Source organism: Pseudoxanthomonas sp. SORGH_AS_0997 (assembly GCF_031453535.1).
Classification (GTDB): Bacteria; Pseudomonadota; Gammaproteobacteria; order Xanthomonadales; family Xanthomonadaceae; genus Pseudoxanthomonas_A; species Pseudoxanthomonas_A winnipegensis.
This window is the reverse complement of sequence record NZ_JAVIZI010000001.1, coordinates 2596166-2622802: the sequence shown is the minus strand read 5'-3', so window position 1 is coordinate 2622802 and position 26637 is coordinate 2596166. Positions and strand designations below refer to the sequence as shown.

Here is a 26637-nt window from a genome sequence, read left to right as displayed (position 1 = left end):
ACGTCACAGCCGTTGTAGAGCGGAGCTTGCTCCGCTGCTTTTCGGCCGGATCACGGGAAGGCCCCAGCGGAGCAAGCTCCGCTCTACAAAGGCCGGATCATGGGAAAGCCCCCGCGGAGCAAGCTCCGCTCTACAAAGGCCGGATCACGGGAAGGCCCCAGCGGAGCAAGCTCCGCTCTACAAAGGCCGGATCATGGGAAGGCCCCAGCGGAGCAAGCTCCGCTCTACAAGGGCCGGATCAGGGGAAAGCCCCGGCGGAGCAAGCTCCGCTCTACAGGTAGGGGCCGCCATGGCGGCGATGTGGCTTTCCCACGGGCCCATCCGACCCCCCAGCACCAGGGGCGTATCATGCAGCCTCAGTTAAGGCAGAGCGGCCGATCCGACCATGAGCCTGCGCATCCAACGCAATCCCACCGACCCCAACCAGACCAGCGTGGAGGGCCACGGCTGCCGCGTCTGCCTGGTGCGCCATCTCGCAGTGTGCACCGCGCTGCCGCCCGATCAGGCCAAGGCGCTGGAGGCGATGACCGGCGACACCCATCTGCGCGCCGGCGAACTGCTGGCGCGCGAAGGCGAGCCGCGGCGCTACGTCTTCACCGTGCAGAGCGGCGCCCTGCGCCGCACCCGCACGCTGGCCGACGGCCGCCGGCTGGTGGCCGGGTTCCTGATGCAGGGCGACTACATCGGCTTCTCCGGCGCCAGCCACTACCGCCACACCATCGAGGCGATCACCGACGCCAGCCTGTGCGCGGTCTCCCAGCCCGGCATGCGCCAGCTGTGCCAGACCTATCCGGGCCTGGAACACGAGCTGATGGAGCGCGCCTGCATCGAGCTGGACGCCACGCGCGATAAGCTGATGGCGCTGGCGCGGATGACCCCACCCGAGCGCCTGGCCGGTTTCCTGGTGGACATGGCCGCGCGCCGCGCCCGCCAGGGCCTGGACGATGCCGTGGTCGAACTGCCGATGACGCGCACCGACATCGCCGACTACCTGGGCCTGACCATCGAGACGGTCAGCCGCTGCTTCACCCGCCTGCGCACCGACGCGCTGATCGCCACGCCCGAGCCGCACACCGTGCGCCTGCTCGACCGCGACAGACTCGAGGCGCTGGCGGCCGCCGCCTGAGGCGTCTGCGCGGTCCCTAGGGACTGATGCTGTAGGTGATGTACAGGCCGCCGCCGGTGAGTACCACCATCGCCACGATGAAGGCCACGTCGGCCACCTGTTCGAGCCGGTGGTTGCGCGTGCCGGTGCGCAGCCCGAAGTAGGACACCAGCGTGGCGATCAGGAAGATCACCGCGTCCCAGGCCAGCAGGTCGTCGGCCAGGGTCGCCTTCTGATTCACCGCCGCCGCCACGTGCAGCAGGCCGACTCCGGTCAGGCACACGCCGACCATGGCCGCCGAGATCGGGCAGATCAGCGCGCAGATCTTCTCGTCGAGCTTGCTGCGTGCAGGGTCGTACATGGCCGAACGTGTGGGGGTACGGACTCCGACTCTAGCGCAGCTGCGTGCATCGGCCGTTGCCCGGACTTAAACGCGGGCGTGCGTTTCGCTCATGGCTGCGCGCGGGGCGCGAGCCGGCCGTCGATCAGCTGCCAGTGCGCGTCGGCCCAGCCGGCCGGCAAGGCGTCGTGGGTGATCACGATGACGGTGCGGCCGGCGCTGGCCTGGGCCAGGTCGGCGAGCAGGGCCTGGGCGGTGTCCACGTCCAGGCCTTCGGTGGGTTCGTCCAGCAGCAGGATCGGCGCATCGCGCAGCAGCGCGCGTGCCAGGGCCAGACGCCGGGCCTGGCCGGCCGACAGGGTGCGGCCGTGTTCGCCGACCCAGCCGTCGAGCTGGCCGGGCAGCGCGCGCACCAGATCGTCCAGGCGCACCTGCGCCAGCGCCTGCCACAGGCGCGCCTCGTCGGCTTCCGGCGCGCCCAGCTGCAGGTTCTCGCGCACGCTGCCGGCGAAGACCGGCGCCTCCTGCGGCAGCCAGGCGATGTGGCGATGCCAGTCGGCCAGGGCGAAGCTGCGCATTTCCTGGCCGCCGTAGCGCAACGTACCTTCGGTGGGATCGACCAGCCGCAGCAGCAGCGCCAGCAGCGAGCTCTTGCCCGCGCCGCTGTCGCCGCCGATGGCCACGCGCGTGCCCGGCGCGATGCGCAGCTGCACCTGCCGCAGTACAGGCGCGGCGGCGCCGGGCCAGCGGAAGGCGACCTGATCCAGCTCCAGCACGCCGGTGGCGGGCACGGCCTGCGGCGCTTCGGGATCGGCCACCTGCGGCGCGGGGGCGAGGGTGGCCTCCAGCCGCTGCGCGGCGGTGGCGGCGGCGTGGCGTTCGCGCCAGGCCAGGGCGGCGCCCGCGCTGGCTTCCAGCAGGGCCACGGTCATGAAGAACAGGCCGGCGGCCGCGGGCGAGCCCAGCGTGCCGGTGCCGACCGCCTGCAGCAGCAGGCCCAGCACCAGCACCAGGGTCACCGCGCTGATCGCGCCATGGCCCAGGGTGCCCAGCGCGAGCACGCGCTTGCGCTGGCGTTCGAGCCGTTCGAAGTGCGTGCTGCGCGCGTCGATGCGTGCGGCCCAGGTGGCGCTGGCGTGCAGGGCGGCCAGGTCGGTCGCGCCGTCCAGGCCGTCCAGCACTTCGGCGCGCAGCACGGCGCGGGCCTGCGCGCGGGCCTGTTCCTGCGCCTGTGCGCCGCGCGCGGTCAGCCAGGGCAGGCCAAGGCCCAGCAGCAGGCACGCCAGCAACAACACCAGCCCGGCCAGCGGCAGCACGCAGGCCATGACCACGCAGGCCAGCACCATCAGCGTGCCCAGCGCGACCAGTGGGCCGAGGGCGCGCACCAGGCCGCCTTCGACGCGTTCGATGTCGCCGACCAGCTGGCCCAGCAGTTCGCCGGTGCGCAGGTGGCCCAGCTGCAGCGGCGCCAGCGGCAGGGCGCGGCGGAAGAAGCCGGTGCGCAGGTCCGCGCCAATGCGCAGGGTCACGTCGTGGCCGATCAGTTTCTCGAAGTAGCGCGACAGGATGCGGATGAAGGTCAGGCCGCGGATGCCGGCCGACGGTCCGAACAGGTTGAACCCCAGCGCCCCCACGCCGGCCAGCGAGGCGGCGGTGAGGAAGTGCCCGGCCAGGCCGAGCAGCGCGGTGCCGGCCAGCGCGGTGAGCGTCATCAGGGCCAGGGTCAGCGCGACGCCGCGGCGGTGCCGGGCCAGCAAGGCGTTCATGCCGCCCTCCGTACGCCCGGCGTGCGGTCATCGCCCAGCCACAGCACCTGGCCCAGGCGCTCGATCACGGCCGCGCTGTGCGTGGCCACCAGCAGGGCGCGGCCCTGGCCGAAGCGCAGCAGGGCCTCGAGCAGCGCGGTTTCGGTGTCGGCGTCGAGGAAGGCGGTGGGCTCGTCGAGCAGCAGCAGCTGCGGGTCCTGCAGCAGGGCACGGGCCAGCGCCACGCGCCGGGCCTGGCCGCCGGACAGGCCGAAGCCGCCCTCGCCGATGCGCGTGTCCAGGCCATCGGGCAGCGCGCGGGCGAAGTGCAGCACCTGCGCGGCGTCGGCGGCGGCCTGCAGCTGCGCGGGGCTGGCCTGCGGCGCCGCGATGCGCAGGTTGTCGGCGATCGTCCCGGCGAACAGATGCGGGCGCTGCGGCGCGTAGCCGATGCGCAGGCCGGAGGCGTGCTGGATCAGGCCCGCCTCCGGCGGCAGCCAGCCGGCCAGGGCCTCGAGCAGGGTGCTCTTGCCGCAGCCGCTGGGGCCGGCCAGGGCCAGGTGCTGGCCCGGGGCCAGGTCGAAGGACAGGCCCTGCACCGCGGCGCGCGCGGCACCGGCATGGCGCAGGCGCAGGTCGCGCACGCGCAGCAGCGCCGGAGCGAGGGTGGGCGCCGGCCTGGCGTCGGCATGCGGCGGCGGGGCGGGTGCCGCGTCGTCCATGGCCAGCGCGCGATTGATGCCGTCCAGCGCGGCCAGCGCGCCGGCGCGGTCGTGGTAGTGGGCGGCCAGCCGGCGCAGCGGGGCGTAGACCTCCGGCGCCAGCAGCAGGCAGAACAGGCCTGCTGCCAGGTCCAGCGGCGCGCTGCGCAGCTCGAGCATGCCCAGATAGGTCAGGCCCAGGTACAGGGCCACCATCGCCACGCCCATCGAGGCGAAGAACTCCAGCACCGCCGAGGACAGGAAAGCGATGCGCAGCACCTTCAGGCTGCCCTCGCGCACGCCCTGCGCGGCCTGCGCGATGCCGGCCAGCGCGGCGGAGGCCTGGCCGTACAGGCGGATCAGCCCCAGCCCGCGCAGGCGGTCGGCGAAATGCGCGCCCATGCGCGCCATGGCCTGCAGCTGGCGGTCGCTGGCGGCCTGCGCGCCCCAGCCCACCAGCGCCATGAACACCGGGATGAGCGGCAGAGTGAGCAGCAGCACCGTGCCGACCACGCGATCCACGCAGAACACCGCGGCCAGCAGCGCCAGCGGCACCCAGACCATTTCCATGCGCGCCAGCAGGAAGCCGCCGACATAGCCGTCCAGCGCGTCGATGTGCGTGCCGGTCAGCTCGCTCAGCGCGCCGCTGCGCTGGCCTCGCAGCCACAGCGGGCCGCGCGCCTGCATCCGCGCGAACACGCCCAGGCGCAGGCCATGGCGCAGCGCCTGCACCGCATCGTCGGCCAGGGTGCGGGCCGCCCAGGCCAGCCCGGCGCGCGCCAGGCCGACGCCCAACAGCGCGACCAGCGGCCACCACAGGGTCTGCATGGGCCGGTGTTCGGCCAGGACGTGCTGGGCCAGCAGCGCGATCAGGCCGGCCTGCGCGATGAGCAGCACGCCGCTGGCCGAAGTGGCCAGGCCGGCCAGGCGCAGGCAGCCGCGGACCGGCGCGACCAGGGTCTCGAGGGTCAGGGGGGCGTCTGCGGTGGGCGCGACCAACATGGCGTCCATTCTGCGCCACGCCTCCTAGAAGGGCGTTGATCCAGATCAAGGTTGAATCCGGGCCAGGCGCGCAAGCTGTCGGCAATCTCCCAAACAGCTGCTCGTGCCATGCCCGACATGACCGTCGTTGAACTCAGCAGGCTGCAGTTCGCCCTGACTGCGCTGTACCACTTCCTGTTCGTCCCATTGACGCTGGGGCTGTCCTTCCTCATCGCCATCATGGAAAGCGTCTATGTGATGACCGGGCGCGATGTGTGGCGGCGCATGACCCTGTTCTGGGGCACGCTGTTCGGCATCAACTTCGCCATGGGCGTGGCGACCGGCATCGTCATGGAGTTCCAGTTCGGCACCAACTGGTCCTACTACAGCCAGTACGTCGGCGACATCTTCGGCGCGCCGCTGGCCATCGAGGGGCTGATGGCCTTCTTCCTGGAGGCGACCTTCATCGGCCTGTTCTTCTTCGGCTGGGACAAGCTGTCCAAGGTCCAGCACCTGGTGGTCACCTGGCTGGTGGCGCTGGGCTCGAACCTCTCGGCGCTGTGGATCCTGATCGCCAACGGCTGGATGCAGTACCCGGTCGGGGCGAAGTTCAATCCGGAGACCATGCGCATGGAGGTCACCGACTTCGCCGCGGTGCTGTTCAACCCGGTGGCGCAGGCCAAGTTCGTGCACACCGTCAGCGCCGGCTACGTGTGCGGGGCGGTGTTCGTGATGGCGATCAGCGCCTGGTACCTGCTGCGCGGGCGTCACCTGGAGTTCGCCAAGCGCTCGATGGCCGTGGCCGCCAGCTTCGGCCTGGCCGCGTCTTTGAGCGTGGTGGTGCTGGGCGATGAGAGCGGCTACATCGCCGGTGAGAACCAGAAGATGAAGCTGGCCGCGATCGAGGCCATGTGGGAGACCGAGCCCGCGCCAGCCGGCTTCAACGTCTTCGCGCTCCCTGACCAGGACACGCACAGCAACAGCGCGCAGATCCATATCCCCTGGGTGATGGGCCTGATCGGCACGCGCTCGTTCAATACCGAGATGCCCGGCATCCTGCCGCTGGTCGAACGGGCCAAGGAGCGCATCCGCAGCGGCCAGCAGGCCTATGCGGCCCTGCAGGCCCTGCGCGCGGACAGGAACGACGCCGCCGCGCGCGCCACCTTCGACGCGCACTGGGGCGATCTGGGACACGGCCTGCTGCTCAAGCGCTATCGCGACGACATCGCCAACGCCACCGACGCGCAGATCGACCAGGCCGCCTTCGACACGGTGCCGCGCGTGGCGCCGCTGTTCTGGCTGTTCCGCGCGATGGCCGGGCTGGGCTTCTACTTCATCGGCTTCTTCGCCCTGGCGTTCTGGTACGCCAGCAAGCACACGCTGCATGAGAAGCGCTGGTTCCTGAAGCTCGCCTTCTGGACGCTGCTGCTGCCGTGGGTGGCGATCGAGTCCGGCTGGATCGTGGCCGGAATACGGTCGCCAGCCCTGGATCATCGACGGCGTGCTGCCGACCTTCTTCGCCGCCTCGGGTCTGAAGCTGCACCAGATCCTGATCAGCCTGGGCGTGTTCGTTGGTCTCTACACGACGCTGGCGGTGATCGAGATCTACCTGCTGCGCAAGACCATCCTCAAGGGCCCCACCGAAGTCTCCGGTGGGCGTCAGCCCGACACCACCGGCACCCCGCTCGCCGTCGTCAACGCCTGAAGGTCAGCTCATGGACACGATTCCGCTTAATTACGAAACCCTGCGCTTCATCTGGTGGCTGTTGCTGGGCATCCTGCTGATCGGCTTTGCGGTCATGGATGGCTTCGACCTGGGCGTGGCCACGCTGCTGCCCGGCGTGGCGCGCACCGATCAGGAGCGCCGGCTGGTCATCAACGTGGTCGGCCCGGTGTGGGAAGGCAACCAGGTGTGGCTGATCCTGGGCGGCGGCGCGATCTTCGCCGCATTCCCGGCGCTGTATGCGGTCAGCTTCTCCGGCTTCTACCTTGCGATGATCCTGATCCTGATGGCGCTGATCCTGCGGCCGGTCGGCTTCAAGTTCCGCAGCAAGCTGGAGAAGCCGGCCTGGCGCGCGACCTGGGACTGGGTGCTGTTCGCCGCCGGGCTGGTGCCGGCGCTGGTGTTCGGCGTGGCGATGGGCAACGTGCTGGTCGGCGCGCCGTTCCGCTTCGACGAGTCGCTGCGCACGATCTACGAAGGCGATCTGTTCGGTCTACTGATGCCGTTCCCGGTGCTGTGCGGCCTGGTCAGTGTGGCGATGCTGGCCACGCACGGCGCGGGCATGCTGGTGATCAAGACCAGCGGCGAGATCCAGGCCCGCGCCCGTCGCCTGGGCAGCCTGACCGCGCTGGCCACGGCGGTGCTGTTCGCGCTGGCCGGCGTGTGGCTGGCGCTCGGCGTCCAGGGCTATCAGCTCGTCGGCGCGCTCGATCATGCCGGCCCGTCCAATCCTTTGGCCAAGCAGGTGGAGGTGGCCGCCGGGGCCTGGATGAGCAACTACCACGCCATGCCGTGGACCTGGATCTTCCCGGTGCTGGGCGTGGCCGCCTTCCTGGCCTGCGCGGCGCTGCTGCGCGCCGGGCGCGAGGTGCCTTCGTTTCTGGCCTCGGCGGTGGGCATCGCCGCGATCATCCTGACCGAGGGCGTGGCGGTCTTTCCCTTCATGCTGCCGTCCTCGCTGGATCCGCGCTCCAGCCTGACCCTGTGGGATGCCTCGTCCAGTCACATGACGCTGTTCATCATGCTGCTGGCCACGGCGGTGTTCCTGCCGATCATCCTGGCCTACACCGCCTGGGTCTACCGCGTGCTGCGCGGCAAGGTCGGCGACGACGCCCTGACCCGCAACCCCAACGCCTACTGACGGCGCTCAACCTTAGGAGCAACGACGATGTGGTACTTCTCCTGGATCCTCGGCGTGAGCCTGGCCTGCTTCTTCGCCATCCTCAACGGCATGTGGTTCGAAATGCGCGAGGACGCGCGCAAGCGCTGATCCTCCGCGCTCGATGAAGCGAAGCCCGCCGTGAGGCGGGCTTTCTTTTGGTTTCTCCCGATCGAGGCGCTGTGGCGCTTGGGCATTGCGGCTTCGGACCGCTGCCTCGCGCGTCAAGTCACAGGACTTCGGTTCGAGCCCCCTCCCTTTCGCCGCAGGCGAAGGGGAGGGCCGGGGTGGGGTGCTTTTGCTCTTGCTTCCGTGGCTTGCCCGGGAAATCCACCGACCCCTCCCCATCCCTCCCCTTCGCCTTCGGCGAAGGGGAGGGGCAGAGCGCTTGCTCGATGCCCTCGAGTTGGAAGGAGTTCCGATCTTTCCGCTCACCGGGCCTCGCGCCGGCCGGGCGTGGAGCAGAGCGGACTGGGTGTCTAGCGACGCGCGGATGCGCATGGTCCTCGCGGATGACCGACGCAATCCCTGTGGGAGCCGCCCTTGTGGCCTTTTCGGCCAACGGCGGCGATGGGGCTTTACCGATAGAGCCTCATCGCCGCCGTGGCGGCTCCCACCGAGGCGCAAGCCTCGATCAATTCCAGGAATAGGCCATGGAGGCTAGCCGAGGATCGGCGCCCGGCTGCGTCGAGGCTGGTGGGCGAAGTCCGCTCGCCGATCCGCCTCCCATGTCCTCAACTGGTTCGCGTCGCGCACCCCGGCAGAGCGCCTGTCCTTTTCCCGGTCGCCGGCCGGACGTGTGCGGCGCTGGTCTCGTTCACTCGTGCGTGCCCGGGTCGGCCAGGAACACCGTGCTCCACAGCTGTGCGGCGTTGGATTCGTCCTCGTGCGCGCCCTGTGCGCCGAAGGGCTCGATGCGATAGCGCCCCTGTTCCCAGCGCCAGGACCACAGCTCGGAGGTGCGCACCTCGCCGGCGGCCTTGATCAGCTGCTGCAAGCGCGTCTGCGCCTGCTGCAGCTGTGCGCGCACGGGTGCGGGCAGGTCGTCGCGCGCCAGCTGGCGGCGCAGCCCCGCCAGCATCACCGCCTGTTGCCAGGCCCACACCACGGTGCCGTGGTAGGCCTGCGGCCCCAGGCGGCTCCAGGCCGCCTGGTCGGCGAAGACCGGGTTGGCGACCACCATGCCCACGTCGGTGATCAGCCCGGCGGGGAAGGGGCGCATCACCGCGGCCACGTCGCGCGCCAGCGTGTCCGGGTCGGGTCGGCCGAACAGCAGCCCGAAGCCCGCGTCCGAATGCAGCACCGGCACGACGCGCCCGTCCGCGTCCAGCGACAGCGCCGGGAACGCCAGCCCGGCGCCGGCGAGCGAGGCCAGGGCCGGCTCGACCGGTACGCCGAGCTGCTGCGCATAGGCGCGCAGCGCGGCGTCGGCCTGCGTGGCATCCAGGCGCACTTCGAACAGCCCGCGCGCCTGACGTTCCCAGGCATCGGCGCGTGCCGCGGCCGCGCGCAGGGCCTGGCGCTGCGCGTCGCTGGCGACGCCGTCCAGCAGGCCGCTGTCGACGAAGGCGCCGATCGCGCGCAGCGCGGCTGGCATCCAGACTACGTTGACATCGTAGGGGTAGCGGCCGCGGCCCAGGCCTTCCTCGCTGTCGCGCCACTGGCCAGTCATGCGCCCGGGCTTGAGCGACAGCAGATGATCGAAGGTCGGCGCCGCGGCGAAGGCCTCGCTGTTGCGCGCCACATGCAGCAGGTTGCGCAGCAGCGCCTGGGCGTTGCTGCTGTGCTGCAGGTCGTTGCGTGCGGCGAGGAACGCACGGGCGCGGGCCTGTCCGCGCGGGTCCTCGGCCAGCCAGGCCGCCATCACCGGCGCCAGCATGTAGTCGCCGTCGATCATGCCGTAGTCGTAGATCGGCGCGTCCGAGCGCGTGCCGTCGCCGGCCAGGTGGCGCAGGATGGCGAATTCGCCGATGTCCTCTTCGTGCGCGACTTCGCCCTGTGGCGACAGGCGCGCCAGCACCGCGCCCAGGCCGGCTTCGACCGCCGCCGGCTGCAGCACGGGCATCAGCAGGCGCGTGGACATCAGCGTGTCGCGGCCGAAGTAGGTGTCGAAGCGCCACGAGCCGGCGAGGAACTTCTCGCGATAGCTCAGGAACTGCAGCGCGTTGCGCATGCGCGCATCGGATGCGGCCTTGGCGTTGAGCAGCTGGCCGCTGGCGAGCGGGGTCAGCGGCGTCTCGCCGGTCGAGGCGAGCAGGCGCACGTGCACGGTGCCGCCGGCGCGCTCCGGTTCCAGCGTGATCGCGCCGGCCCGGGAGACGACGCGACCCTGGGTGATCTCCAGCGCGACGCGGTAGCCTGGCGCATCGTCGAGCCGGCGCCGCGCCCAGCTGACGCTTTGCGCGGCGACCTTCGCCGCGGTGGCCACCTGTGCGGGGATGGGCTGGCCCAGCTGCACATCGCGCAGCACGCGGATGCTGCCCAGCGCCGCCTTGTCCAGCGTCAGCGGACCGCCGCGCAGTTCGAGCTCGGCCACGATGCCGTGCATCGCCGGATCGTCGCGCGACGCCTGTGGCCGCACCGACTGCAGCGTCCATTGCACCGGTGCCGTGGTCGGCGCGAACCATACCGCCACGCCGCTGTTGCCGGCCGGGAATGCGACCAGCAGGCGCGGACGCGTGCCGCTGGTGGCCAGCACATGCGCCGCCACCGGCCCATGCTGATAGAAGGCGTTGGTGGTGCTGCCCTCGTCGATGCGGAACTGCAGCGCCTGCGCACTGGCCGCGGACGGGGCGAGCGCGGTCAGCAGAGCGGCGGTCGCCAGGCCTCTCCAGGTCCTGCCCAGTGCGGCGCGCAGGCGTGGTGCGGTCGATGGCCGTGGACGGCGCGGTGGCTGATGCATGTGCTCGTTCCCTTTCAAGAAGTCATCAACGACAACGCCCGGGCAGATCCCGGGCGTTGTCCTGTGCGTTGCCTGTCGTGTCATCAGAGAGCGTACTTGCGGATCACCACAGGTACTTGGCCTGGAAGTTGACCTCGCGACCCTCCAGCGGACGGGCCAGCAGCACGCCGCCGGCACTGGCCGCATTGCCGAAGATGCGCGAGTTCGACTCGGTCAGCCCCAGCTCGTTGGTCATGTTGGTGCCGCGCAGGTTCAACTGCCAGTGATCGCCGATGTTGCTGGTCACGCCGAAGTCCACCGTGTGGTACGAGCCCAGCTGCTGCAGGCCCGACTGATCCTGCGTGTGATCGCCCACATAGGTGTAGGTGACGTACGGCAGGATGTCGCCCCAGGCGGTCACGAAGCGGTAGCTGGGCGTGAACATGCCGCGGAACTTCGGCTGGCGCTGCAGCTGCTTGCCTTCAATCGGCGCGCACGCCGCCTGGCCGTTGATGTCGGTGTACTGGAAGCAGGCGTTGTAGTCGGTGTATTCGCCGTCCAGGTAGTTGGCCACCACCTGCAGGCGCAGGTTCTCCACCGGGGTCAGCGCACCCATCAGGTTCACGCCGTTGGACTTGGAACCGTAGATCGAGCGATCGCCCACCGGCGTGCCCAGGCCATTGGTCGGCTGGTACTGCAGGCCGGTGAAGACGCGGTGGTAGGCGCTCAGGTCCACGTAGACCAGCGGCGACTGGTACTTGAAGCCGACTTCGTAGTTGCGGATCTTCTGCAGCGGCGGGTAGTCGTCGTTGGTGGTCCCGCGGATGCCGTTGTCGAAGTCCAGGAAGTGCCCGCCGGTGTTGACGCGTCCGTAGGCCGAGGTGTGCTCGTTGAAGCTGTAGTTGGCGCCGGCCGTCCAAGAGGGATGGGTCTTGTCGTACTCGTTGTGCGCGTAGGTGCCGTTGCACACCGGCACGGCGTTGTCGTACAGCGTGCGCGGATTGCCATCCAGGTCCTGGTTGGTCATGTTGCACACATCGCTCTTGGCGTCCTGGTTCTCAAGACGCCCGGACAGGTCCAGCAGCCAGTTGCCCACGCGCCACGAGTCGGACACGTAGATCGCCTTGTTGGTGGCGCTGCCGCGCTGGGCGATGTGGTAGCCGCCGAAATCGGCGAAGCCCTGGCCGTCGGTGCGGTAGTAGGTCTGCCCGCCATCGACGTAGGTGACCGCGATCGGCGTGGCGTTGGGCGTGTTGGTCATCAGCATCTGGTTGCCCAGCGACCACTTGTCGGCCATCGTGTAGTGCGCGTAGTACAGGCCGACGGTCAGCGTGTTGCCTTCGAACAGTTCGCGGCTCAGGCGGAAGTCGTTGTTGAAGCTCTTCAGGTGCTTGTGGATATGCCACCAGCCCTGCTGGATCACGCTCTGGTCCAGCGGCACCGCGCCGCCGGTGGTGTAGGTGGCGGTGGCCGAACCGGCCGGCAGGTTGAAGCCGCCGGGCGTGCTCGGGTTGTAGAGCATGTCGGCCAGGCTGGCCGGGTTGTTGCCCGAGAACAGCGCATTGGTGTCCATGTCGCCGGCATCGAACAGGAAGCGGTCGCTGATCGACCAGCCGTTCTCCAGCTGATAGTCGAAGTTGCCGCCCAGGAAGAACATCTTCGCGCCGCGCCCGTCGGCCAGGTCGGCATTGGTGCCGCCGTTGGGATAGCTGGGCAGGTACACGTGCTGCATGGCCTTGCTGTAGTACGTGTCCTTCAGCGGGTCGAAGCCCGGATAGGCGCTGAAGCTGTCGGTGCCGCGCTGGATCAGCGGGATCGGGGTGATGAACTGGTTCTTGTCGTTGAGGTAGCGGCTGTACAGGGTGAACTTGCCCGCGTCGGTCTCGTGCGACAGCGTGGCGGTCAGCTGACCGCCCTTGTCGGCCTTGAACTGCGGGTCGCGCACGCCGTCGGACTCGCGCCAGAAGCCGCCCACGCTGCCGTACCAGCTGTCGGCCAGCTTGAAACCGGAGAAGCCATCCAGCCGCCACAGTCCCTCGTTGCCGTAGGTCACCCCGATGCTGCCGGAGGGCACGTCGGTGCCGGTCTTAAGGAAGAAGTTGGCCGAGGCGCCCATCTGGCCATCGGCGAACACCACCGACGGGCCGCCCTGCAGGATTTCCACGGCCTCCACCGTGTCGTCCAGGCGGAACATCGAGGTGGTCTCGAAGAACGACAGCGTCGGCATGCCGTACAGCGGCGAGCCCATCAGCAGCGTGGAGAAGTACGGCGCATCGCCGCCGCCGGGGAAGCCGGCGATCTCGATGTTGGCGCCGGTCTGGCCGCCGCTGCTTTCCGGCCACATGCCCGGCGAGATCTTGAGCAGATCAGCCGTGCTCTTGGGATTGGCCTGCTTGATCTGCTCGGCGTTGGCCGTGACGATGTTGAAGCTGGCCTCCAGCTTCTTCACACCGCCGGCCTGGGCGGTACCCGAGACCACCACGGTGTCCAGCGTGGTGGCGTTGTCCTTGGACGCCTGCGCGGGCGTCGGCGTCTGTGGAGCGGTCGCGGCTTCCTGCGCGAAGGCGGTGGTGTTGAGACTGGCGGCGATCGCCGCCGAGAGCGCATAGCGCGTCAACCAGATGCGTTGCATGGTTCCCCTCCCCGGAGAATGTGGTTCCACGTCGTTCTAAAGACAGCACGGACACGCATGCGCGACACTGTCTGCCTCCGTTGCCAGCGCCCCTCCTGCAGCCGGCAACGGCCCATCGCGCACGCGATGCGCGGCACGGTAGGGACGCGGTTACAAAGGTGTCAAATTGCCCAAGGCAACGGCGCTCACAGTGCCGTCATGTCCTGCGCTGTCATGCGCGCGGACCAGCGAAATCACCTGCAATTCGCGCTCTTTTGATTTTGCTGCTATCGAACGCGAAGACACGCGCAGGCAGGGCGAGCGTTGCGACGCAGCACAGCGTGGCGCGAACGGGACATGCGCTGACGTCGGCGTTGTCCGTTCATGTCCGGCATACGCGCGGCCGGCGCGCCATATTCATGGTCGCGCCTAAAGACGGCCGCGGGGAAAGTCCGATAGGGCGATATGCGGTGCGTCAGCAGGCTGCCGCTGCCGAGGTCTCGATCTAGACCTGTCCCATGCCCCCGTCCACGAACAGTTCCACGCCGGTGATGAAGCTCGCCTCATCGCTGAGCAGGAACAGCGCCGCCGATGCCACTTCCTCAGGCCTGGCCATCCGCCCCAGCAGAATGGGCGCGACGATCGACGCGCGCACCTCGTCCGGCACGCGCGCCATCATCTCGGTGTCCGTGGGGCCCGGCGCCACGACGTTGATGCGGATGCCGCGCGGTGCGAGCTCGGCCGCCCAGGTCCGCGCATAGGAGCGCAGCGCCGCCTTGGTCGCCGCATAGGTGCCGTAGTTGGCGATGCCGAGCGAACTGGCCACCGAGCCCACCAGGACCACCGCCGCACCCGATCGCAGCGTGTCGACGGCGGCCTGCAGGCCATGCAGCGCGCCTCTGACGTTGACCGCGAAGTGTCGATCGAAGTGATCCTGGGTGACATCGCCCAGCGCCGCGGGCTCGCTGATACCGGCATTCAACACCAGCGCGTCCAGAGACCCAAAGCGCTCCCGCACCGCAGCGATCGCACGATCCAGGTCCTCGCGCGCGCTCGCATCGGCGACCAGCCCCTGGGCGTCATGGCCGATGACGCGAGACGGCGGCCTCCACCTGATCCTGCGCGCGGCCGGTGATGAACACGGTGGCCCCCTCCGCCGCCAGACGCGTTGCGATGGCCAAGCCGATGCCCTTCGCGCCACCCACGACCAATGCGACCTTGTTCGCCATCCGATTCATCACGCATGCCTTGCCCAGGAAGAGATGCGCGCTAAGGTATACGCAGTAAATCTGGTATCAAGAACGCACCATGAGTAGCGTAGATATACACGGCGATACCGAGCTGGCCGCGCAGTCCTGCAGGGTGCTGTCCCAGATGGCGCAGATCCGGCCCGTGCTCGACAAGATCGCGGACAAGTGGACGATCCTGATCCTGATCGTGATCTGCCCGAAGCCCTCGCGCTTCAACGAAATCAAGCGTCGACTGGACGGCATCACCCACAAGGCGCTGGCCGACGCGTTGAAGCGCCTGGAACGCAACGGGCTGGTGACAAGAACCGTGCTGCCGACCTCGCCCGTCGGCGTCGAATATGCGATCACGCCGCAGGGACACGCCTTGCGCGAACCGTTCGAAGCGTTATGCGCCTGGGCACTCGAACATGGCAGCGAACTCGACGCCGCCAGCGCGCGGTTCGATCAGCAGCAGAAGGCGCAGGCTTGAGTGGCGGACGCAGATCGCGACAGGCCTGGAGGCTCTGGCTAGACCATCGAGCGCGGCCCTGATTTTCGATGAGCAGGCGACCTTGCCGAAGCAGGCTGTGCCCCTCGCATCGGCGTCGCCCAACAAAAAACCCGCCGATGGGCGGGCTCTTCCTAACGCGCTGATTTCACAAGGGAAATCTGGTGGCTATGGGTGGACTCGAACCACCGACCCCAGCATTATGAGTGCTGTGCTCTAACCGGCTGAGCTACATAGCCGCGCGAAGAACCGGCAATTCTGGGCATCGGCCTGCGGCTTGTCAATCGATGCGCGGCGGGTTGAGGCTGCGGCCGGGGCGTGGCACATTCGGACCCAGTAGATTTTCAGGAGTCCGCGTCGTGATCGATCCGGACGGTTACCGACCCAACGTCGGCATCGTGCTCATGCATCCGGAAGGCAAGGTCTTCTGGGCGCGCCGCGTGCGCCGCGACGGCTGGCAGTTCCCGCAGGGCGGGATGAACACCGACGAGACGCCGGTGGAAGCCATGTACCGCGAACTGCGCGAGGAGACCGGGCTGCTGCCCGAACACGTCGAGATCCTCGGCGCCACCCCCGGCTGGCTGCGCTACCGGCTGCCGCCGCGCGCGGTGCGCCGCAACGAGCGTCATGTCTGCATCGGCCAGAAGCAGGTCTGGTTCCTGCTGCGCCTGGTCGGCGAGGAGCGCCACGTGCGCCTGGACGTGACCGATACGCCCGAGTTCGACCACTGGCGCTGGGTCGACTTCTGGTACCCGATGGAGCACGTGGTGATGTTCAAGCGTGGCGTGTACGCACGGGCGCTGGGGCATCTGGCGCCGATGGCGCGGGTCGTGGCCGGCGCGCAGGCCGTGCCGCAGCAGCGCCAGGAGCGGCGGCCGGGCGAAGGCCAGGCGCGCAGTTCGCAGCGTCCGCGCGCCCGGGCGGGTCGGCGGCGCGAGGGTTCAGGCCCGGGTACGCCTGCAAATTGACAATCATTCGCATCCGCGATTGAATGGCATCGGGCCGGTCCGGCCCGCCGCCGTCCCGCCATCGCCGTGTACGTCTGCATCTGCAACGGGGTCACCGACCACCAGATCCGCGAAGCCGCCGCCAACGGCTGCAGGACCGTGTCCGAACTGACCATGCGCACCGGCGCCGGCAGCACCTGCGGCAGCTGCCTGGACATGGCCGCCGACCTGCTCGATGCGCACCACGCCAGCGTGGGGTTCCCGCTGCCGCTGCTGGGCGCCGCCCTGGCCAACGCCGCCTAGGGGCGCACCGCCCGCGCAGTGCGCGGGACTGATCACGATTCGCGTTTCCTCACGGCCTCGTGCCGGCCGCTATCCTGCGCGTCGATTCTCTGCGCATGGATATGACGATGAAGGGCGACGCCAAGGTCATCGAGTTCCTCAACAAGGTCCTCTACAACGAGCTGACCGCGATCAACCAGTACTTCCTGCACGCCAAGATGCTCAAGCACTGGGGCCTGAAGGAACTGGCCGAGTACGAGTACAAGGAATCCATCGACGAGATGAAGCATGCGGACAAGCTGGCCGACCGCATCCTGTTCCTCGAAGGCCTGCCGAACTTCCAGGCGCTGGGCAAGCTGCGCGTGGGCGAGAACCCGCGCGAGATGCTCGAGTGCGATCTGGCGCTGGAGCTGGAGGCGCTGCCGGTGCTGCGCGAGGGCGTGGCCTACTGCGAGACCGTGGGCGATTACGTCAGCCGCCAGCTGCTGGTGGACATCCTCGATTCGGAGGAAGAGCACGTGGACTGGCTGGAAACCCAGCTGGACCTGATCGGCCGGATCGGCGAACCGAACTACCTGTTGACCAAGCTCGACGACTGAGCCGCGGCCGGCGCGCCCTCCAGGCGTGCCAGATAGTCCTGCAGCGCCACCCGGGCACGCGCGAACTCGGCGATCACCAGCGCCACCGCCACCGCCGGGCGCTCCAGGCGCGCCTCGCGCGCGCCCAGTTCGATCCGCTTGGCCGCGGCCGACAGCGCCAGCGCGCCGAGATTGGCGCTGGAGGACTTGAGCGAATGCGCCGCCGCGCGCATGGCTTCCAGGTCCGGCGCGGCCGAGGCGGCTTCCAGCTCGGCGATCAGCCGCGGCGCGTCCTCGAGGAAGACCTGGATGATGCGGCCGGTGTCCGGGCCGGTGAACTCGACGAGTTCGTCCAGCAGCGCGGTGTCCAGCGCGACCGGGATGCCGAGCGCAGGCCCGCTGGGCGGCGGCGCGGGCGACGGCGGCGCGACGGACACGGAGTTGCCCTCTGACACCGGGACCGCGGGGAGCGCGCCCACACTGGGCTCGCTGCTTGGGGTGTCCGAATCCGAGGCTTCGCCGACCGGCGGCAGCCAGCGCACCAGGCATTCCTCCAGCAGCGCGCGCGAGACCGGCTTGGACAGGTAGTCGTCCATGCCGGCGTCCAGGCAGCGCTGGCGGTCGCCGGCCATGGCGTTGGCGGTCATGGCCACGATCGGCAGGCGCGGCTGGCCGCGCTCGGCCTCGCGCTCGCGCCAGCGGCGCGTGGCGGTATAGCCGTCCAGCAGCGGCATCTGGCAGTCCATCAGCACCAGCGGGTAGCGGGTGCGCTCCATCTTCTCCAGCGCCATCACGCCGTTGTGGGCGTGGTCGGCGCGGAAGCCCAGCGACTCGAGCATCTTCTCGGCCACCGCCAGATTGACAGGGTTGTCCTCGACCAGCAGTACGCGGCGGCCGTCCACGGCGATGGGCTGCGAAGCGTCGGCGGCGGGTCCGACGCCGGCGAACGGCTCCGGTTCGGGCAGGGGCAGCGGCTGCTCGACGTGGACCGGCGCGCTGGCCGGCGCAGTGGGGGGCTTGGGAATGGTGCTCAGCAGCGCGCGCAGGTCCGATTCATGCGCCAGGCGCGGCAGCGAGGTCGCGCCGACGCGCAGCTCCTCGGGTACCGGTTCGTCGCCGTAGAGCCAGACCAGCTGGGTGCCGGTCTCCTGGGCGAGGCGGCCGATCACGCGGTGCAGGGCGCGGGCGCTGCTGCGCATGCTCGGGCTGAGATCGGCCACCACGGTGTGGAAGCCCGCGGTGTTGGCGCGCAGCCGTTCCAGCGCCTCCTGCACGGTCTCCACGCACTGCAGGGAGGCGTTCCACTGCGGCACCAGGTTGGACAGGCGCGAGCGCAGCCGGCCGTCGGCGCTGACCAGCAGCACGCGCGCCTGCGCCGGGCGCGCCGGCGCGGGCAGGTCGCCCAGCGCCTTGAGCAGCGGGATCTCGAACCAGAAGGTCGACCCGCGCCCCAGCTCGGACACCACCGCGATGCGCCCGCCCATCAGGCCGACGATGCGCTTGCAGATGGCCAGCCCTAAGCCGGTGCCGCCGAAGATGCGGGTGGTGGACGCATCGGCCTGGCTGAAGGGACTGAACAGCCGCGCCTGCGCTTCGGGGTCGATGCCGATGCCGGTGTCGCGGACCTCGAAGCGCAGCAGGTGCTGGGCGCCGGTCTCGCCCAGGCGCCGGGCGACCAGCGTCACCGAGCCGCGCTCGGTGAACTTGATGGCGTTGCCGATCAGGTTGGTCAGCACCTGGCGCAGGCGCAGCGGATCGCCGCGCACCGACAGGCGCACGGTCGGGTCCAGCTGCAGGCCCAGGCGCAGGCCGCGGCTCTCGGCCGGGCGCTGCATCAGCTGCATGACCTGCTCGAGCACCTCGCGCAGGTTGAAGGCGGTGTTCTCCAGCTCGAGCTTGTTCGCCTCCAGCTTGGAGTAGTCCAGGATGTCGTCGACGATGCGCAGCAGGGTCTGCGAGGAGGCGGTGGCGGTCAGCAGCAGCTGGCGCTGGTCCGGCGCCAGGGCCGAGCGCGAGAGCAGTTCGAGCATCGGCACGATGCCGTTGAGCGGGGTGCGGATCTCGTGGCTCATCGTGGCCAGGAACTCGCCCTTGGCCAGCACCGCCGATTCGGCCGCCTGCTTGGCCTTGATCAGCTCACCCTCGACGCGGCCCAGGCGCTCGACCTCGCGCTGGGCCATCTGGCGCTCGGATTCGGCGATGGCCGCGCGCGCGTCGGCGGCCTCGATGTGGCGCGCGACCGCATGCAGCAGCACCAGCGTGGCCACGGTGGCCAGCAGGGCGGCCACGCCCGAGGAGAAGGCCGCCAGCAGCCACGGGCCAGGCACCATCGACAGGTCCAGCCACAGCGAGACCAGCAGCAGCACGGCCGCGGCGGCCGCCAGCCAGGACATCAATGCCGCACGTCCTGGCGCGGCGACCACTACAGCACCGCGTTATGGAAGTCGAAGCCCAGGTCCTCGCCGACGCCCTGCACCAGGTTGCCCTGGATGAAGTCGACGCCGCCCATCCACATGGCCGCGGCGGCCTGCGGGTCCTCGATCTGCTGGCCGATCACCAGCAGGTTCTGGCGGTGCGCCAGGTCGATGGTGGCGCGCAGCTGGCCGCGCAGCGCGGCGTCCTTGTGCGCGCCGGCGAAACGGCTGGAGACGCGCAGATAGCTCAGCGGTAGCAGCGAGAGCAGCGCCTCGGCATCGGTGCCGGGCTCGAACTGGCTCAGGCAGAACTGCACGCCGGCCTGCATCGGGGCCTGGCAGAAATCGCGCAGCGCCACGGTGTGGATCAGCGCGTCGGACAGGCGCAGGTCCATCACCAGCGAGGACGGCTCGATGCCGCGGCGGCGGATCTCGCCGATCAGCCAGTCGGCCGCGCCAGGACGGTTCAGGGTCAGCGGCGACTGCGACACGAACAGACGCAGCTCGGCGCCCTCGACCTTGCGCTTGGCGATCAGGTCCAGCGCGCGGGCGATGATCTGGCGGTCCAGGTCGACGATGTCGCCGGACAGCTCGGCCGCCGGCACGACCTGGGCGGCCGGCAGCAGCGTGCCGTCGGGCCTGGCGCAGGCGCATGAGCACCTGGAACTGGGCCTGGTCGCCGCCGGCCACCGACACGATCGGCTGGAACAGCAGTTCCAGCGTGGTGTCGGCCAGCGAGGCGCGGGCCTGTTCGCTGGCCGAAGGCGCCGGCACGTGGGCGGCGACGTGGCCGGGCTGGCTGCGCGCGGCCACGGCGGCGTGCTCGACCGCCTCCAGCGCCGCATCGCGGTCGGCGAAGCCCAGGGCCAGCTCGGAGTAACCGATGATCGCGCGCAGCTGGATGGTCTCGCTGGCGCGCACCGGCAGCGACACCTTGGCCAGCTGGTCGTGCAGCGAACGGGCGAAGCCCTCCAAGGCCTCGCGCGGCAGGCCGCGGGCCACGGTCAGGAAGCTGTTGTCGTTCAAGCGCGCCAGCGGATGCGGCGCGGCGAAGCCGGACAGCTGGCGCGCGGCCTGCGACATCAGCTGCTCGAAGGCGGCATAGCCGTAACGGTCGCGCAGACCCAGGGCGCCGGCGATCTCGATGAAGAACAGGCCGCCGTCGGCGTGTTCCTCCAGCGCCGAGGCCAGCTGCTGCTGGACGTAGGCGCGGGTGTGCAGGCCGGTCTCCGGATTGACGTCCAGCGGGGTCTGGTTGACCTCGGGCGCGGCGCTGGTCAGCACCTGCACCGGCAGGCGCTGGCGCATGCGGCGGATGCGGTTGGACACCGCGGCGATCAGGTGGCGCGGGCGGATCGGCTTGTTCAGGAAGTCGTCGGCGCCGCTGTCCAGCGCGTCGTACTGGCGTTCCGGATCCGGATCGCCGGTGAGGAAGACGATCGGCAGGTCCAGGTACTCGGGGCGCTCGCGGATGGCCATCGTCAGCGACATGCCGTCCTGGCCGGGCATGTGCAGGTCCATCAGCAGCAGGTCCGGCACGAAGCGCTGGATGCTGTCGATGACCTTGTCGGCCTCCATCTCCACTTCGGCCAGCATGCCCGCGCCGTGCAGCACGCTCTGGGCGAACAGCGCCTGCGGGCGGTCATCCTCGACGATCAGCACGCGATACGGCGATTCGGCCGGACCGCCTTCGCCCTCCGCCGCGCCGGCGGCCGGGGGCGCGCCCGCGCCGCCGGGCAGGCCGGCGCCAGCGCCGTTATCGGACTCTGCTTCGGCGCTGGCGGAGAGGGCCGGCACGTCGTCGGTCCAGCGCCGCCAGTAGTTCGGCGGCGGCATCTCGGCGCGCACCAGCGGGCGCGGAGAAGAAGAGGACGAAGACGTGGGGGACGGCGGTGCGGGCATCGGGCTTTCCGGCGTGACTGATGTCCATTATGCGACGGACTGCCGTTAAAACGGGTTCTCGACCCGCTTACGGCCGCGATGCGGCCGTGGGTGATGACCGGGGTCGCAGGCGTCGCCACACCGCGCGGGCGATCCATCCCAGCACCAGGGCGATGGTCAGGCTCAGCGCCACCGCCACCGACAGCGCCAGCCAGGGATGGGCCAGCGCCAGGGCCAGGCCGCCGGTCACCACCACGTCCTCGGCGAGCGAGGCGGTCCAGTTGCTGACCGGCTCGGGCGAGGTGTTGAGCAGGGCGCGCGAGCCGGCCTTGAGCAGATGGCTGGTCAGCGCCACGCCGGCGCCGGCCGCCAGCGCGCCGGTGCCCAGGTGGCCGTCGGGCGAGAGTGTCGCGGCGGCGAGGAAGGCGCCGGCCGGCACTCGCGCCAGGGTCTGCAGCAGGTCCCAGACCGAATCCACGCCGGGGATCTTGTCGGCGAAGAACTCGGCCACCGCCAGGGCGCCGGAGGTGCCCAGCACCCACCACGACTGGGTGGCCTGCAGCGCCGGCGGCAGCTCGACCCAACCCAGCAGCCCGGCCAGGCCGATCCCGAACACGGTCAGGTAGGCGCGGATGCCCGCCATCCAGGCCAGCAGGATCCCGATCACGAACAGATGTGCTTCGGTCATGGCCAACACGCTCTAGACTGGGGGCGACGGGAGGGGAGCGCGCGTCCCGTCGGGTCATCGCCAGTATAGGTCCCGCCGGGGCCGCGTCCGTGCAGGCGCGCGGGGGCGGCGTGGACCGTGCCGGCCTTCCTTGCCAACGCCGTGTCCGCCATGCACTCCACCATTCCGCAGTACCGCATCGTCCGCGGCCGCCAGGGCCGCCGCCTGCCGTGGCGGCTCCTGCTGGTCCTGGGCTGGCTCGCCTCGCTGGCGCTGGTCGCCGCCGCCGTCCTGTGGCTGACGCGTCCGGCCGGTCTGGACCAGCTGCGCCAGCGCGCGGCCAGCGCCGAGGCCGCCGAGCGCCAGTCCAGCCGCGAGGTCGCCGAGCTGCGCCGCCGGATGGTGGTGCTGGAGCAGTCCGACCGCATCAGCCGCGCGGCCAACCTGGACCTGCAGGACACCCTGGCCCAGCGCGAGACCCAGATCAACGACCTACGCAGCGACCTGGCCTTCTACGCACGCCTGGCCGGTCCGACCGCCCAGCGCACGGACCTGACGGTGTTCTCCTCCAGGTTCGCCGCCCAGGGCGACGGGGCCTTCGGCTACCGGATCGTGCTGACCCAGACCCTGGACCGCGATGCGATCAGCACCGGGCAGATGCAGCTGGCGGTGGACGGCGTGCGTGCCGGCCGCCACGAGACGCTGGACTGGGCGCAGCTGCACACCGGCGGCGAGACCGCGCCGCAGGCGTTCTCCTTCCGCTATTTCCAGGAGCTGTCCGGGCGCATCGTGCTGCCGGCCGGCTTCACCCCGCAGCGCGTGCGCGTGACCCTGCAGGCGCCCGGGCGGGCGCCGGTCGAGCGTGCGTTCGACTGGGCCCCGGCCCGCGGCTGACCGCAGTCCCCTTCCTCCCACGGAGCGTCCATGTTGAAGAAGAAGAGCAGCTGGCACGACGGCCAGGCCGTCGACACCCTCATCGGCGCGCAGGTCGTGCTGCATGGCGATCTGCAGTTCAGCGGCGGGCTGGTGGTGGAGGGCCGCATCCACGGCCGGGTCTTCGCCGCGCCCGGCCAGCCGGCCACGCTGACGCTGGGCGAGGCGGGCCTGATCGAGGGCGTGGTCGATGTGCCGGTGGTGATCGTCAACGGCCGCATCGAAGGCGACGTGCGCGCCACCGAGCGGGTGGAGCTGGCGCCCAGGGCGCGGGTCAGCGGCAACATCCACTACAAGGTGGTGGAGATGCGCGCCGGCGCGGTGCTGGTCGGTCAGCTGATGCATCTGGCCGAGGGCGAGCCGGCGCAGGCTGCGGCGCCCGTGCCGGCACAGCTGGACGCGCTGCCGGAAGCCGCCAACGCCTAGGCCGCGCAGGTGAACCTCGGCCCTGTTCATAACGGGCCGACTAAGCTGGCCCCATGTCTGCGAACGATCCGCCCAACGGCGCGCCGCGCCCGGCGTCCGAAGGCCCGCATCTGCTGCCCGTCAGCCGCGGCGCGCGCCTGACGGTGTATGCGCTGCTGGGCGTGCTGGTGCTCGCGCTGGGCTTCGGTGCCTGGGGCCTGTGGACCGTGTTCGCCCCGGGCGCGCGGCAGGCGCCGACGGTGGCGCAATGGCAGGCCACGCAGGGCCGCGTGCATGAACTGGAACAGCAGGTCGCCACGCTCTCGCGCTCGGACCAGATCAGCCGCGAGGCCAACCGCGACCTGCAGGCCACGCTGAGCGACCGCGAGGAACAGATCGCCGGCCTGCGCGCGGACGTGGCCTTCTACGAGCGCTTCGTCGGCGCCACCGCGCAGCGGCGCGGCCTGGCGGTGCACGAGCTCAAGCTGCAGCCGCAGACCGACCAGGCCTGGCACTTCACCGCCACGCTCACCCAGAACCTCAACCGTGGCGCGGTCAACCGCGGCCGGCTGCAGCTGAGCGTGGAGGGCACGCGCGCGGGCAAGCTGGAGACGCTGGACTGGGGGCGGCTGCGCCAGCAGCCGCAGGCCGATGGGATGGCCTATTCGTTCAAGTATTTCCAGCAGATCGAGGGCGAGATCGTGCTGCCGCCGGACTTCAAGCCGCTGCGCGTCACCGCGCGCCTGCAGCCGGACAACAGCGAGCGCGTGGACCAGTCCTTCACCTGGGCGCAGGCCGCCGGCGCGCAGGACGATGCGGCCCAGCCCGCGGGTTGAACTGACATCGTCCTGGCCCCATCCTTGCCGTCATGAGCACGCTCGTCTCCCTGCCCAATGCGACCCCGGCGCCGGACTACCAGTCGCTGGAGCGTCCGCTCAACTTCACCCATGCCGCCGCGGCCAAGGTGCGCGAGCTGATTGCCGAGGAAGGCAATGCCGACCTGGCGCTGCGCGTGTACATCGAGGGCGGCGGCTGCTCGGGGTTCCAGTACGGCTTCGAGTTCGACGAGAACCGCGCCGAGGACGACGTGGCCGTGCGCACCGACGAGGTCACCCTGCTGGTCGATCCGCTCAGCCTGCAGTATCTGATGGGCGCCGAGGTGGACTACACCGAGAGCCTGACCGGCGCGCAGTTCGTGATCCGCAACCCCAACGCCAAGACCACCTGCGGCTGCGGCAGCAGCTTCAGCATGTGATGCCGGCCGACGCGGGCGGCGCACGCACGCCGTTGCCTCTTCAGACCGGACCCTTGTCCGGTTTTTCGTTCGTGGCCGAGCCATTGGGCCGCGCCGATGCGCTGCGCGACGACGCGCGCGCGCTGGCCGCGCTGTGGCCGCAGGCGCGGGTGCTGGTGATCGACGCCGACGGGCTGGCCTACGCCGATCGCCACGGCGAGCTGCTGGCGCCCACCGGCGAGCAGCTGGGCGGCGGGCCGGGCCTGGCGACATTCTTGGGGCTGCGCGGGGAGGTGGCGTGGTTCGCCATCTCGGCCGACGTGGTCGCCTTCCAGGCGCCGGGCCGGATGGAGTTGCGCCAGGCCGCCAGCGACTGGGCGCATGCCGATTCGACCGCCTTCGCCCAGGCGCGCGCGCTGCTGCACTGGCAGCGGCGCACGCGGTTCTGCACCGTCTGCGGCGGCCGGCTCGAACTGCGCCGCGCCGGCTATATCGCGCGCTGCCTGCAGTGCCGCGCCGAGCACTACCCGCGCGTGGACCCGGCGGTGATCGTGGCGGTCAGCGACGGCACGCGGCTGCTGCTGGGGCGCCAGGCGGCGTGGCCGGCACAGCGCTATTCGGTGGTCGCCGGTTTCGTCGAGCCGGGCGAGAGCCTGGAGCAGACCGTGGCCCGCGAGGTGCTGGAGGAGACGCAAGTGCGCGTGCGCGCCGCGCGCTATCTCGGTTCGCAGCCGTGGCCGTTTCCCGGCGCCCTGATGCTGGGCTTCGAGGCCGATGCCGAGCCCGACGAACCGCGCGTCAACGGCGAGCTGGAGGACGCGCGCTGGTGCAGCGTGGACGAGGTCGGCGCGGCGCTGCGCGGCGAGGGCGAGCTGCTGCTGTCGCCGCCGCTGTCCATCGCCCGTGCGCTGATCGCGCACTGGCACCGCAAGATGACGGCCTGAGCCGCCCGGCGTCGATCGCTCTAGAATCGGCGCCACGCAAGGGAGCCTTCGAAATGTCGATCACGCTGGTAGCGGTCGTGGTGGCGGTGGTGCTGGGCCAGCTGGCGCCGCATGCGGTGAGCGCGTACCGGCGCCACGATCTGTACGCGCGCTGGTTGCACTGGCTGCAGGTGCGGCTGGGCGGCAGCGGGCTGTGGACCGGTCCGGCCGGCGCCGCGCTGGCGATCGCGCCCTGGCTGCTGCTGGTGATCGTGGTGCAGGCCTGGCTGCATGCGCCGTTGCTGGGCGTGCTGGGTCTGGTCTTCGGCGTGGCGGTGCTGGTCTGGGCCTGGGGTCCGCGCGACCTGGATGCCGACGTGCGCGCGGTGCTCGAGGCCGAGGAGGCCGCCGGGCAGCGCCTGGCGATGGCCGAGCTGGGGCCCGACAGCGACGACGCGCCGGGCCTGGTCGAGGCGGTGTTCCGCGCGGCGCTGACGCGCTGGTTCTCCGTGGTGTTCTGGTTCGCGCTGCTCGGCCCCGCCGGCGCGGTGCTGTACCGGCTGTGCGCCCTGTCCGCGCGCGGCCCGGCAGCCGACACCCTGCCCGAGGCGCATCGCGCCGGCGCCGCGCGGCTGCTGACCCTGCTGGACTGGCCGGTCGCGCAGCTGATGACGCTGTCGATGGCGCTGATGGGCAACTTCGACACGGTATTCCAGGCCTGGCGTGGCGCAGGTGGCAACCGCTGGCGGCTGGACACCGGCTTCCTCGGCGCGGCCGCGCGCGCCAGCGTCAGCGCCGAAGTCGCCGAGGAAGTGCAGGACTACCTGGACGACGGCGTGCCCCCGCCGCCGCAGCTGCGCGACATGCCCGAACTGCGCGACGCGATGAGCCTGGTCTGGCGCATCCTGCTGCTGTGGCTGGCGGTGATGGCCTTGCTGGTAATCGCGGGATGGGTGAGCTGAAGCGCGGCATGCCGCGCGCGTCGGCGAACGCCCGGCCATGGATGGCCGGGCCGGACAACCCGTAAGGCGGCCAAGCCGCGCCATGGACGGCGGTGCGGTGGCTAATCGAAGTGCGATGGCTTGCGCGGCATGCTGCGCGCTTCAGCGAACGCCCGGCCAGGGATGACCGGGCCGGACGATCCGCAAGGCAGCCAAGGTCCCGCCATGGATGGCGGTGCGGCGGATAATCGAAGCGCGATGGCTAGCGCGGCATGCCGCGCTTCAGCGAACGCCCGGCTGATGCGACACGTCGGCCAGCTCGTTCCGGCATTCTGGCGTAAGGCCGATCACAAAGAATCGTCGCTCCCGCGAAGGCGGGAGCCCATGGAGGTTGTGCGGTCTGGACGAACGTCCCTGGATCCCCGCGTTCGCGGGGATGACGAGAAGAA

General features: G+C 70.4%; 22 protein-coding genes, 1 tRNA gene and 2 pseudogenes. 14 read left to right on the top strand and 11 right to left on the bottom strand.

The window, feature by feature from the left end:
* Window positions 1-385: 385 nt before the first annotated feature.
* Window positions 386-1126: a helix-turn-helix domain-containing protein gene (locus QE438_RS11480; RefSeq protein ID WP_130528190.1), complete on the top strand. Its 741-nt coding sequence runs from the start codon at window positions 386-388 to the stop codon at window positions 1124-1126.
* 16 nt (window positions 1127-1142) lie between these two features.
* On the opposite strand, the gene QE438_RS11475 is transcribed toward QE438_RS11480, so the two are convergent.
* The 3 genes from QE438_RS11475 to cydD form a co-directional block, all read right to left on the bottom strand.
* Window positions 1143-1466 (bottom strand): hypothetical protein, encoded by a 324-nt coding sequence (locus QE438_RS11475; RefSeq protein WP_130528191.1) that lies wholly within the window; start codon window positions 1464-1466, stop codon window positions 1143-1145.
* 89 nt (window positions 1467-1555) lie between these two features.
* On the bottom strand, window positions 1556-3211 hold the full coding sequence (cydC, locus tag QE438_RS11470) for a thiol reductant ABC exporter subunit CydC (RefSeq protein ID WP_306995541.1): 1656 nt from the start codon (window positions 3209-3211) through the stop codon (window positions 1556-1558).
* Window positions 3208-4893, bottom strand: a complete 1686-nt coding sequence (gene cydD, locus QE438_RS11465; protein ID WP_306995543.1) for a thiol reductant ABC exporter subunit CydD — start codon at window positions 4891-4893, stop codon at window positions 3208-3210. The genes cydC and cydD overlap by 4 nt, the downstream gene beginning before the upstream one ends.
* A 108-nt stretch (window positions 4894-5001) precedes the next feature.
* Here cydD and QE438_RS11460 point away from each other — a divergent pair.
* From QE438_RS11460 to cydX, 3 genes and pseudogenes are all read left to right on the top strand, one after another.
* Window positions 5002-6577 (top strand): annotated as a pseudogene (locus QE438_RS11460) (cytochrome ubiquinol oxidase subunit I).
* A gap of 10 nt (window positions 6578-6587) precedes the next feature.
* Window positions 6588-7736, top strand: a complete 1149-nt coding sequence (gene cydB / locus QE438_RS11455) for a cytochrome d ubiquinol oxidase subunit II (RefSeq protein WP_306995547.1) — start codon at window positions 6588-6590, stop codon at window positions 7734-7736.
* Between the two features lie 27 nt (window positions 7737-7763).
* Entirely contained in the window at window positions 7764-7865 is a 102-nt protein-coding gene (gene cydX, locus QE438_RS11450) for a cytochrome bd-I oxidase subunit CydX (protein ID WP_130516512.1), read from the top strand.
* Between the two features lie 706 nt (window positions 7866-8571).
* On the opposite strand, the gene QE438_RS11445 is transcribed toward cydX, so the two are convergent.
* The 4 genes from QE438_RS11445 to QE438_RS11430 form a co-directional block, all read right to left on the bottom strand.
* Window positions 8572-10656, bottom strand: coding sequence for a hypothetical protein (locus tag QE438_RS11445; RefSeq protein ID WP_306995549.1), 2085 nt, complete (start codon window positions 10654-10656; stop codon window positions 8572-8574).
* Between the two features lie 103 nt (window positions 10657-10759).
* Complete coding sequence (locus QE438_RS11440) at window positions 10760-13267, bottom strand: TonB-dependent receptor (RefSeq protein ID WP_307183924.1); 2508 nt, start codon at window positions 13265-13267, stop codon at window positions 10760-10762.
* Window positions 13268-13751: 484 nt separating this feature from the next.
* Window positions 13752-14315 (bottom strand): SDR family oxidoreductase, encoded by a 564-nt coding sequence (locus QE438_RS11435; protein ID WP_309736286.1) that lies wholly within the window; start codon window positions 14313-14315, stop codon window positions 13752-13754.
* A 10-nt stretch (window positions 14316-14325) separates the two neighbouring features.
* A complete protein-coding gene (locus QE438_RS11430) occupies window positions 14326-14475 on the bottom strand; it encodes an SDR family NAD(P)-dependent oxidoreductase (RefSeq protein WP_309734174.1) in 150 nt (49 codons plus the stop codon).
* Window positions 14476-14638: 163 nt separating this feature from the next.
* Between QE438_RS11430 and QE438_RS11425 the strand changes: the two genes are divergently transcribed.
* A complete protein-coding gene (locus QE438_RS11425; protein WP_306995555.1) occupies window positions 14639-14965 on the top strand; it encodes a helix-turn-helix domain-containing protein in 327 nt (108 codons plus the stop codon).
* Window positions 14966-15145: 180 nt separating this feature from the next.
* Here QE438_RS11425 and QE438_RS11420 read toward each other — a convergent pair.
* A tRNA-Met gene (locus tag QE438_RS11420) sits at window positions 15146-15222 on the bottom strand.
* A gap of 120 nt (window positions 15223-15342) precedes the next feature.
* On the opposite strand from QE438_RS11420, the gene QE438_RS11415 reads away from it, so the two are divergent.
* From QE438_RS11415 to bfr, 3 genes are all read left to right on the top strand, one after another.
* A complete protein-coding gene (locus QE438_RS11415; RefSeq protein WP_130516528.1) occupies window positions 15343-15951 on the top strand; it encodes an RNA pyrophosphohydrolase in 609 nt (202 codons plus the stop codon).
* A gap of 66 nt (window positions 15952-16017) precedes the next feature.
* Window positions 16018-16233 (top strand): (2Fe-2S)-binding protein, encoded by a 216-nt coding sequence (locus tag QE438_RS11410; RefSeq protein WP_130516530.1) that lies wholly within the window; start codon window positions 16018-16020, stop codon window positions 16231-16233.
* Window positions 16234-16340: 107 nt separating this feature from the next.
* Window positions 16341-16811: a bacterioferritin gene (gene bfr / locus QE438_RS11405; RefSeq protein ID WP_130528693.1), complete on the top strand. Its 471-nt coding sequence runs from the start codon at window positions 16341-16343 to the stop codon at window positions 16809-16811.
* Here bfr and QE438_RS11400 read toward each other — a convergent pair.
* The 3 genes and pseudogenes from QE438_RS11400 to QE438_RS11390 form a co-directional block, all read right to left on the bottom strand.
* Window positions 16784-19183, bottom strand: a complete 2400-nt coding sequence (locus QE438_RS11400) for a hybrid sensor histidine kinase/response regulator (RefSeq protein WP_307183925.1) — start codon at window positions 19181-19183, stop codon at window positions 16784-16786. The two genes, bfr and QE438_RS11400, sit on opposite strands and share 28 nt — an antisense overlap.
* Window positions 19184-19212: 29 nt before the next feature.
* Window positions 19213-21106: pseudogene (locus QE438_RS11395) on the bottom strand (EAL domain-containing protein).
* Window positions 21107-21173: 67 nt separating this feature from the next.
* On the bottom strand, window positions 21174-21773 hold the full coding sequence (locus QE438_RS11390) for a DUF4126 domain-containing protein (RefSeq protein ID WP_306995559.1): 600 nt from the start codon (window positions 21771-21773) through the stop codon (window positions 21174-21176).
* Window positions 21774-21890: 117 nt separating this feature from the next.
* Between QE438_RS11390 and QE438_RS11385 the strand changes: the two genes are divergently transcribed.
* From QE438_RS11385 to QE438_RS11360, 6 genes are read left to right on the top strand one after another with little or no spacing between them, the layout of a single operon-like run.
* On the top strand, window positions 21891-22646 hold the full coding sequence (locus QE438_RS11385; protein ID WP_309734162.1) for a DUF6776 family protein: 756 nt from the start codon (window positions 21891-21893) through the stop codon (window positions 22644-22646).
* A gap of 30 nt (window positions 22647-22676) precedes the next feature.
* Window positions 22677-23111: a polymer-forming cytoskeletal protein gene (locus tag QE438_RS11380; protein WP_130524976.1), complete on the top strand. Its 435-nt coding sequence runs from the start codon at window positions 22677-22679 to the stop codon at window positions 23109-23111.
* A gap of 53 nt (window positions 23112-23164) precedes the next feature.
* Entirely contained in the window at window positions 23165-23926 is a 762-nt protein-coding gene (locus tag QE438_RS11375; protein ID WP_306995561.1) for a DUF6776 family protein, read from the top strand.
* 32 nt (window positions 23927-23958) lie between these two features.
* Window positions 23959-24345 (top strand): iron-sulfur cluster insertion protein ErpA, encoded by a 387-nt coding sequence (gene erpA / locus QE438_RS11370; protein WP_130516543.1) that lies wholly within the window; start codon window positions 23959-23961, stop codon window positions 24343-24345.
* Entirely contained in the window at window positions 24345-25268 is a 924-nt protein-coding gene (nudC, locus tag QE438_RS11365) for an NAD(+) diphosphatase (RefSeq protein ID WP_306995563.1), read from the top strand. The genes erpA and nudC overlap by 1 nt, the downstream gene beginning before the upstream one ends.
* 53 nt (window positions 25269-25321) lie before the next feature.
* Window positions 25322-26209, top strand: a complete 888-nt coding sequence (locus tag QE438_RS11360; protein ID WP_306995565.1) for a hypothetical protein — start codon at window positions 25322-25324, stop codon at window positions 26207-26209.
* Window positions 26210-26637: the final 428 nt, after the last annotated feature.

Bases quoted from the DNA above. Each gene is read 5' to 3' on its own strand.
- QE438_RS11480 (WP_130528190.1), top strand. From the start codon at position 386: ATGAGCCTGCGCATCCAACGCAATCCCACCGACCCCAACCAGACCAGC.
- QE438_RS11380 (WP_130524976.1), top strand. From the start codon at position 22,677: ATGTTGAAGAAGAAGAGCAGCTGGCACGACGGCCAGGCCGTCGACACC.
- QE438_RS11375 (WP_306995561.1), top strand. From the start codon at position 23,165: ATGTCTGCGAACGATCCGCCCAACGGCGCGCCGCGCCCGGCGTCCGAA.
- cydX (WP_130516512.1), top strand. From the start codon at position 7,764: ATGTGGTACTTCTCCTGGATCCTCGGCGTGAGCCTGGCCTGCTTCTTC.
- cydC (WP_306995541.1), bottom strand. From the start codon at position 3,211: ATGAACGCCTTGCTGGCCCGGCACCGCCGCGGCGTCGCGCTGACCCTG.
- cydB (WP_306995547.1), top strand. From the start codon at position 6,588: ATGGACACGATTCCGCTTAATTACGAAACCCTGCGCTTCATCTGGTGG.
- QE438_RS11440 (WP_307183924.1), bottom strand. From the start codon at position 13,267: ATGCAACGCATCTGGTTGACGCGCTATGCGCTCTCGGCGGCGATCGCC.
- QE438_RS11445 (WP_306995549.1), bottom strand. From the start codon at position 10,656: ATGCATCAGCCACCGCGCCGTCCACGGCCATCGACCGCACCACGCCTG.
- cydD (WP_306995543.1), bottom strand. From the start codon at position 4,893: ATGTTGGTCGCGCCCACCGCAGACGCCCCCCTGACCCTCGAGACCCTG.
- QE438_RS11390 (WP_306995559.1), bottom strand. From the start codon at position 21,773: ATGACCGAAGCACATCTGTTCGTGATCGGGATCCTGCTGGCCTGGATG.
- QE438_RS11430 (WP_309734174.1), bottom strand. From the start codon at position 14,475: ATGGCGAACAAGGTCGCATTGGTCGTGGGTGGCGCGAAGGGCATCGGC.
- QE438_RS11400 (WP_307183925.1), bottom strand. From the start codon at position 19,183: ATGTCCTGGCTGGCGGCCGCCGCGGCCGTGCTGCTGCTGGTCTCGCTG.
- QE438_RS11360 (WP_306995565.1), top strand. From the start codon at position 25,322: ATGTCGATCACGCTGGTAGCGGTCGTGGTGGCGGTGGTGCTGGGCCAG.
- nudC (WP_306995563.1), top strand. From the start codon at position 24,345: ATGCCGGCCGACGCGGGCGGCGCACGCACGCCGTTGCCTCTTCAGACC.
- QE438_RS11475 (WP_130528191.1), bottom strand. From the start codon at position 1,466: ATGTACGACCCTGCACGCAGCAAGCTCGACGAGAAGATCTGCGCGCTG.
- bfr (WP_130528693.1), top strand. From the start codon at position 16,341: ATGAAGGGCGACGCCAAGGTCATCGAGTTCCTCAACAAGGTCCTCTAC.
- erpA (WP_130516543.1), top strand. From the start codon at position 23,959: ATGAGCACGCTCGTCTCCCTGCCCAATGCGACCCCGGCGCCGGACTAC.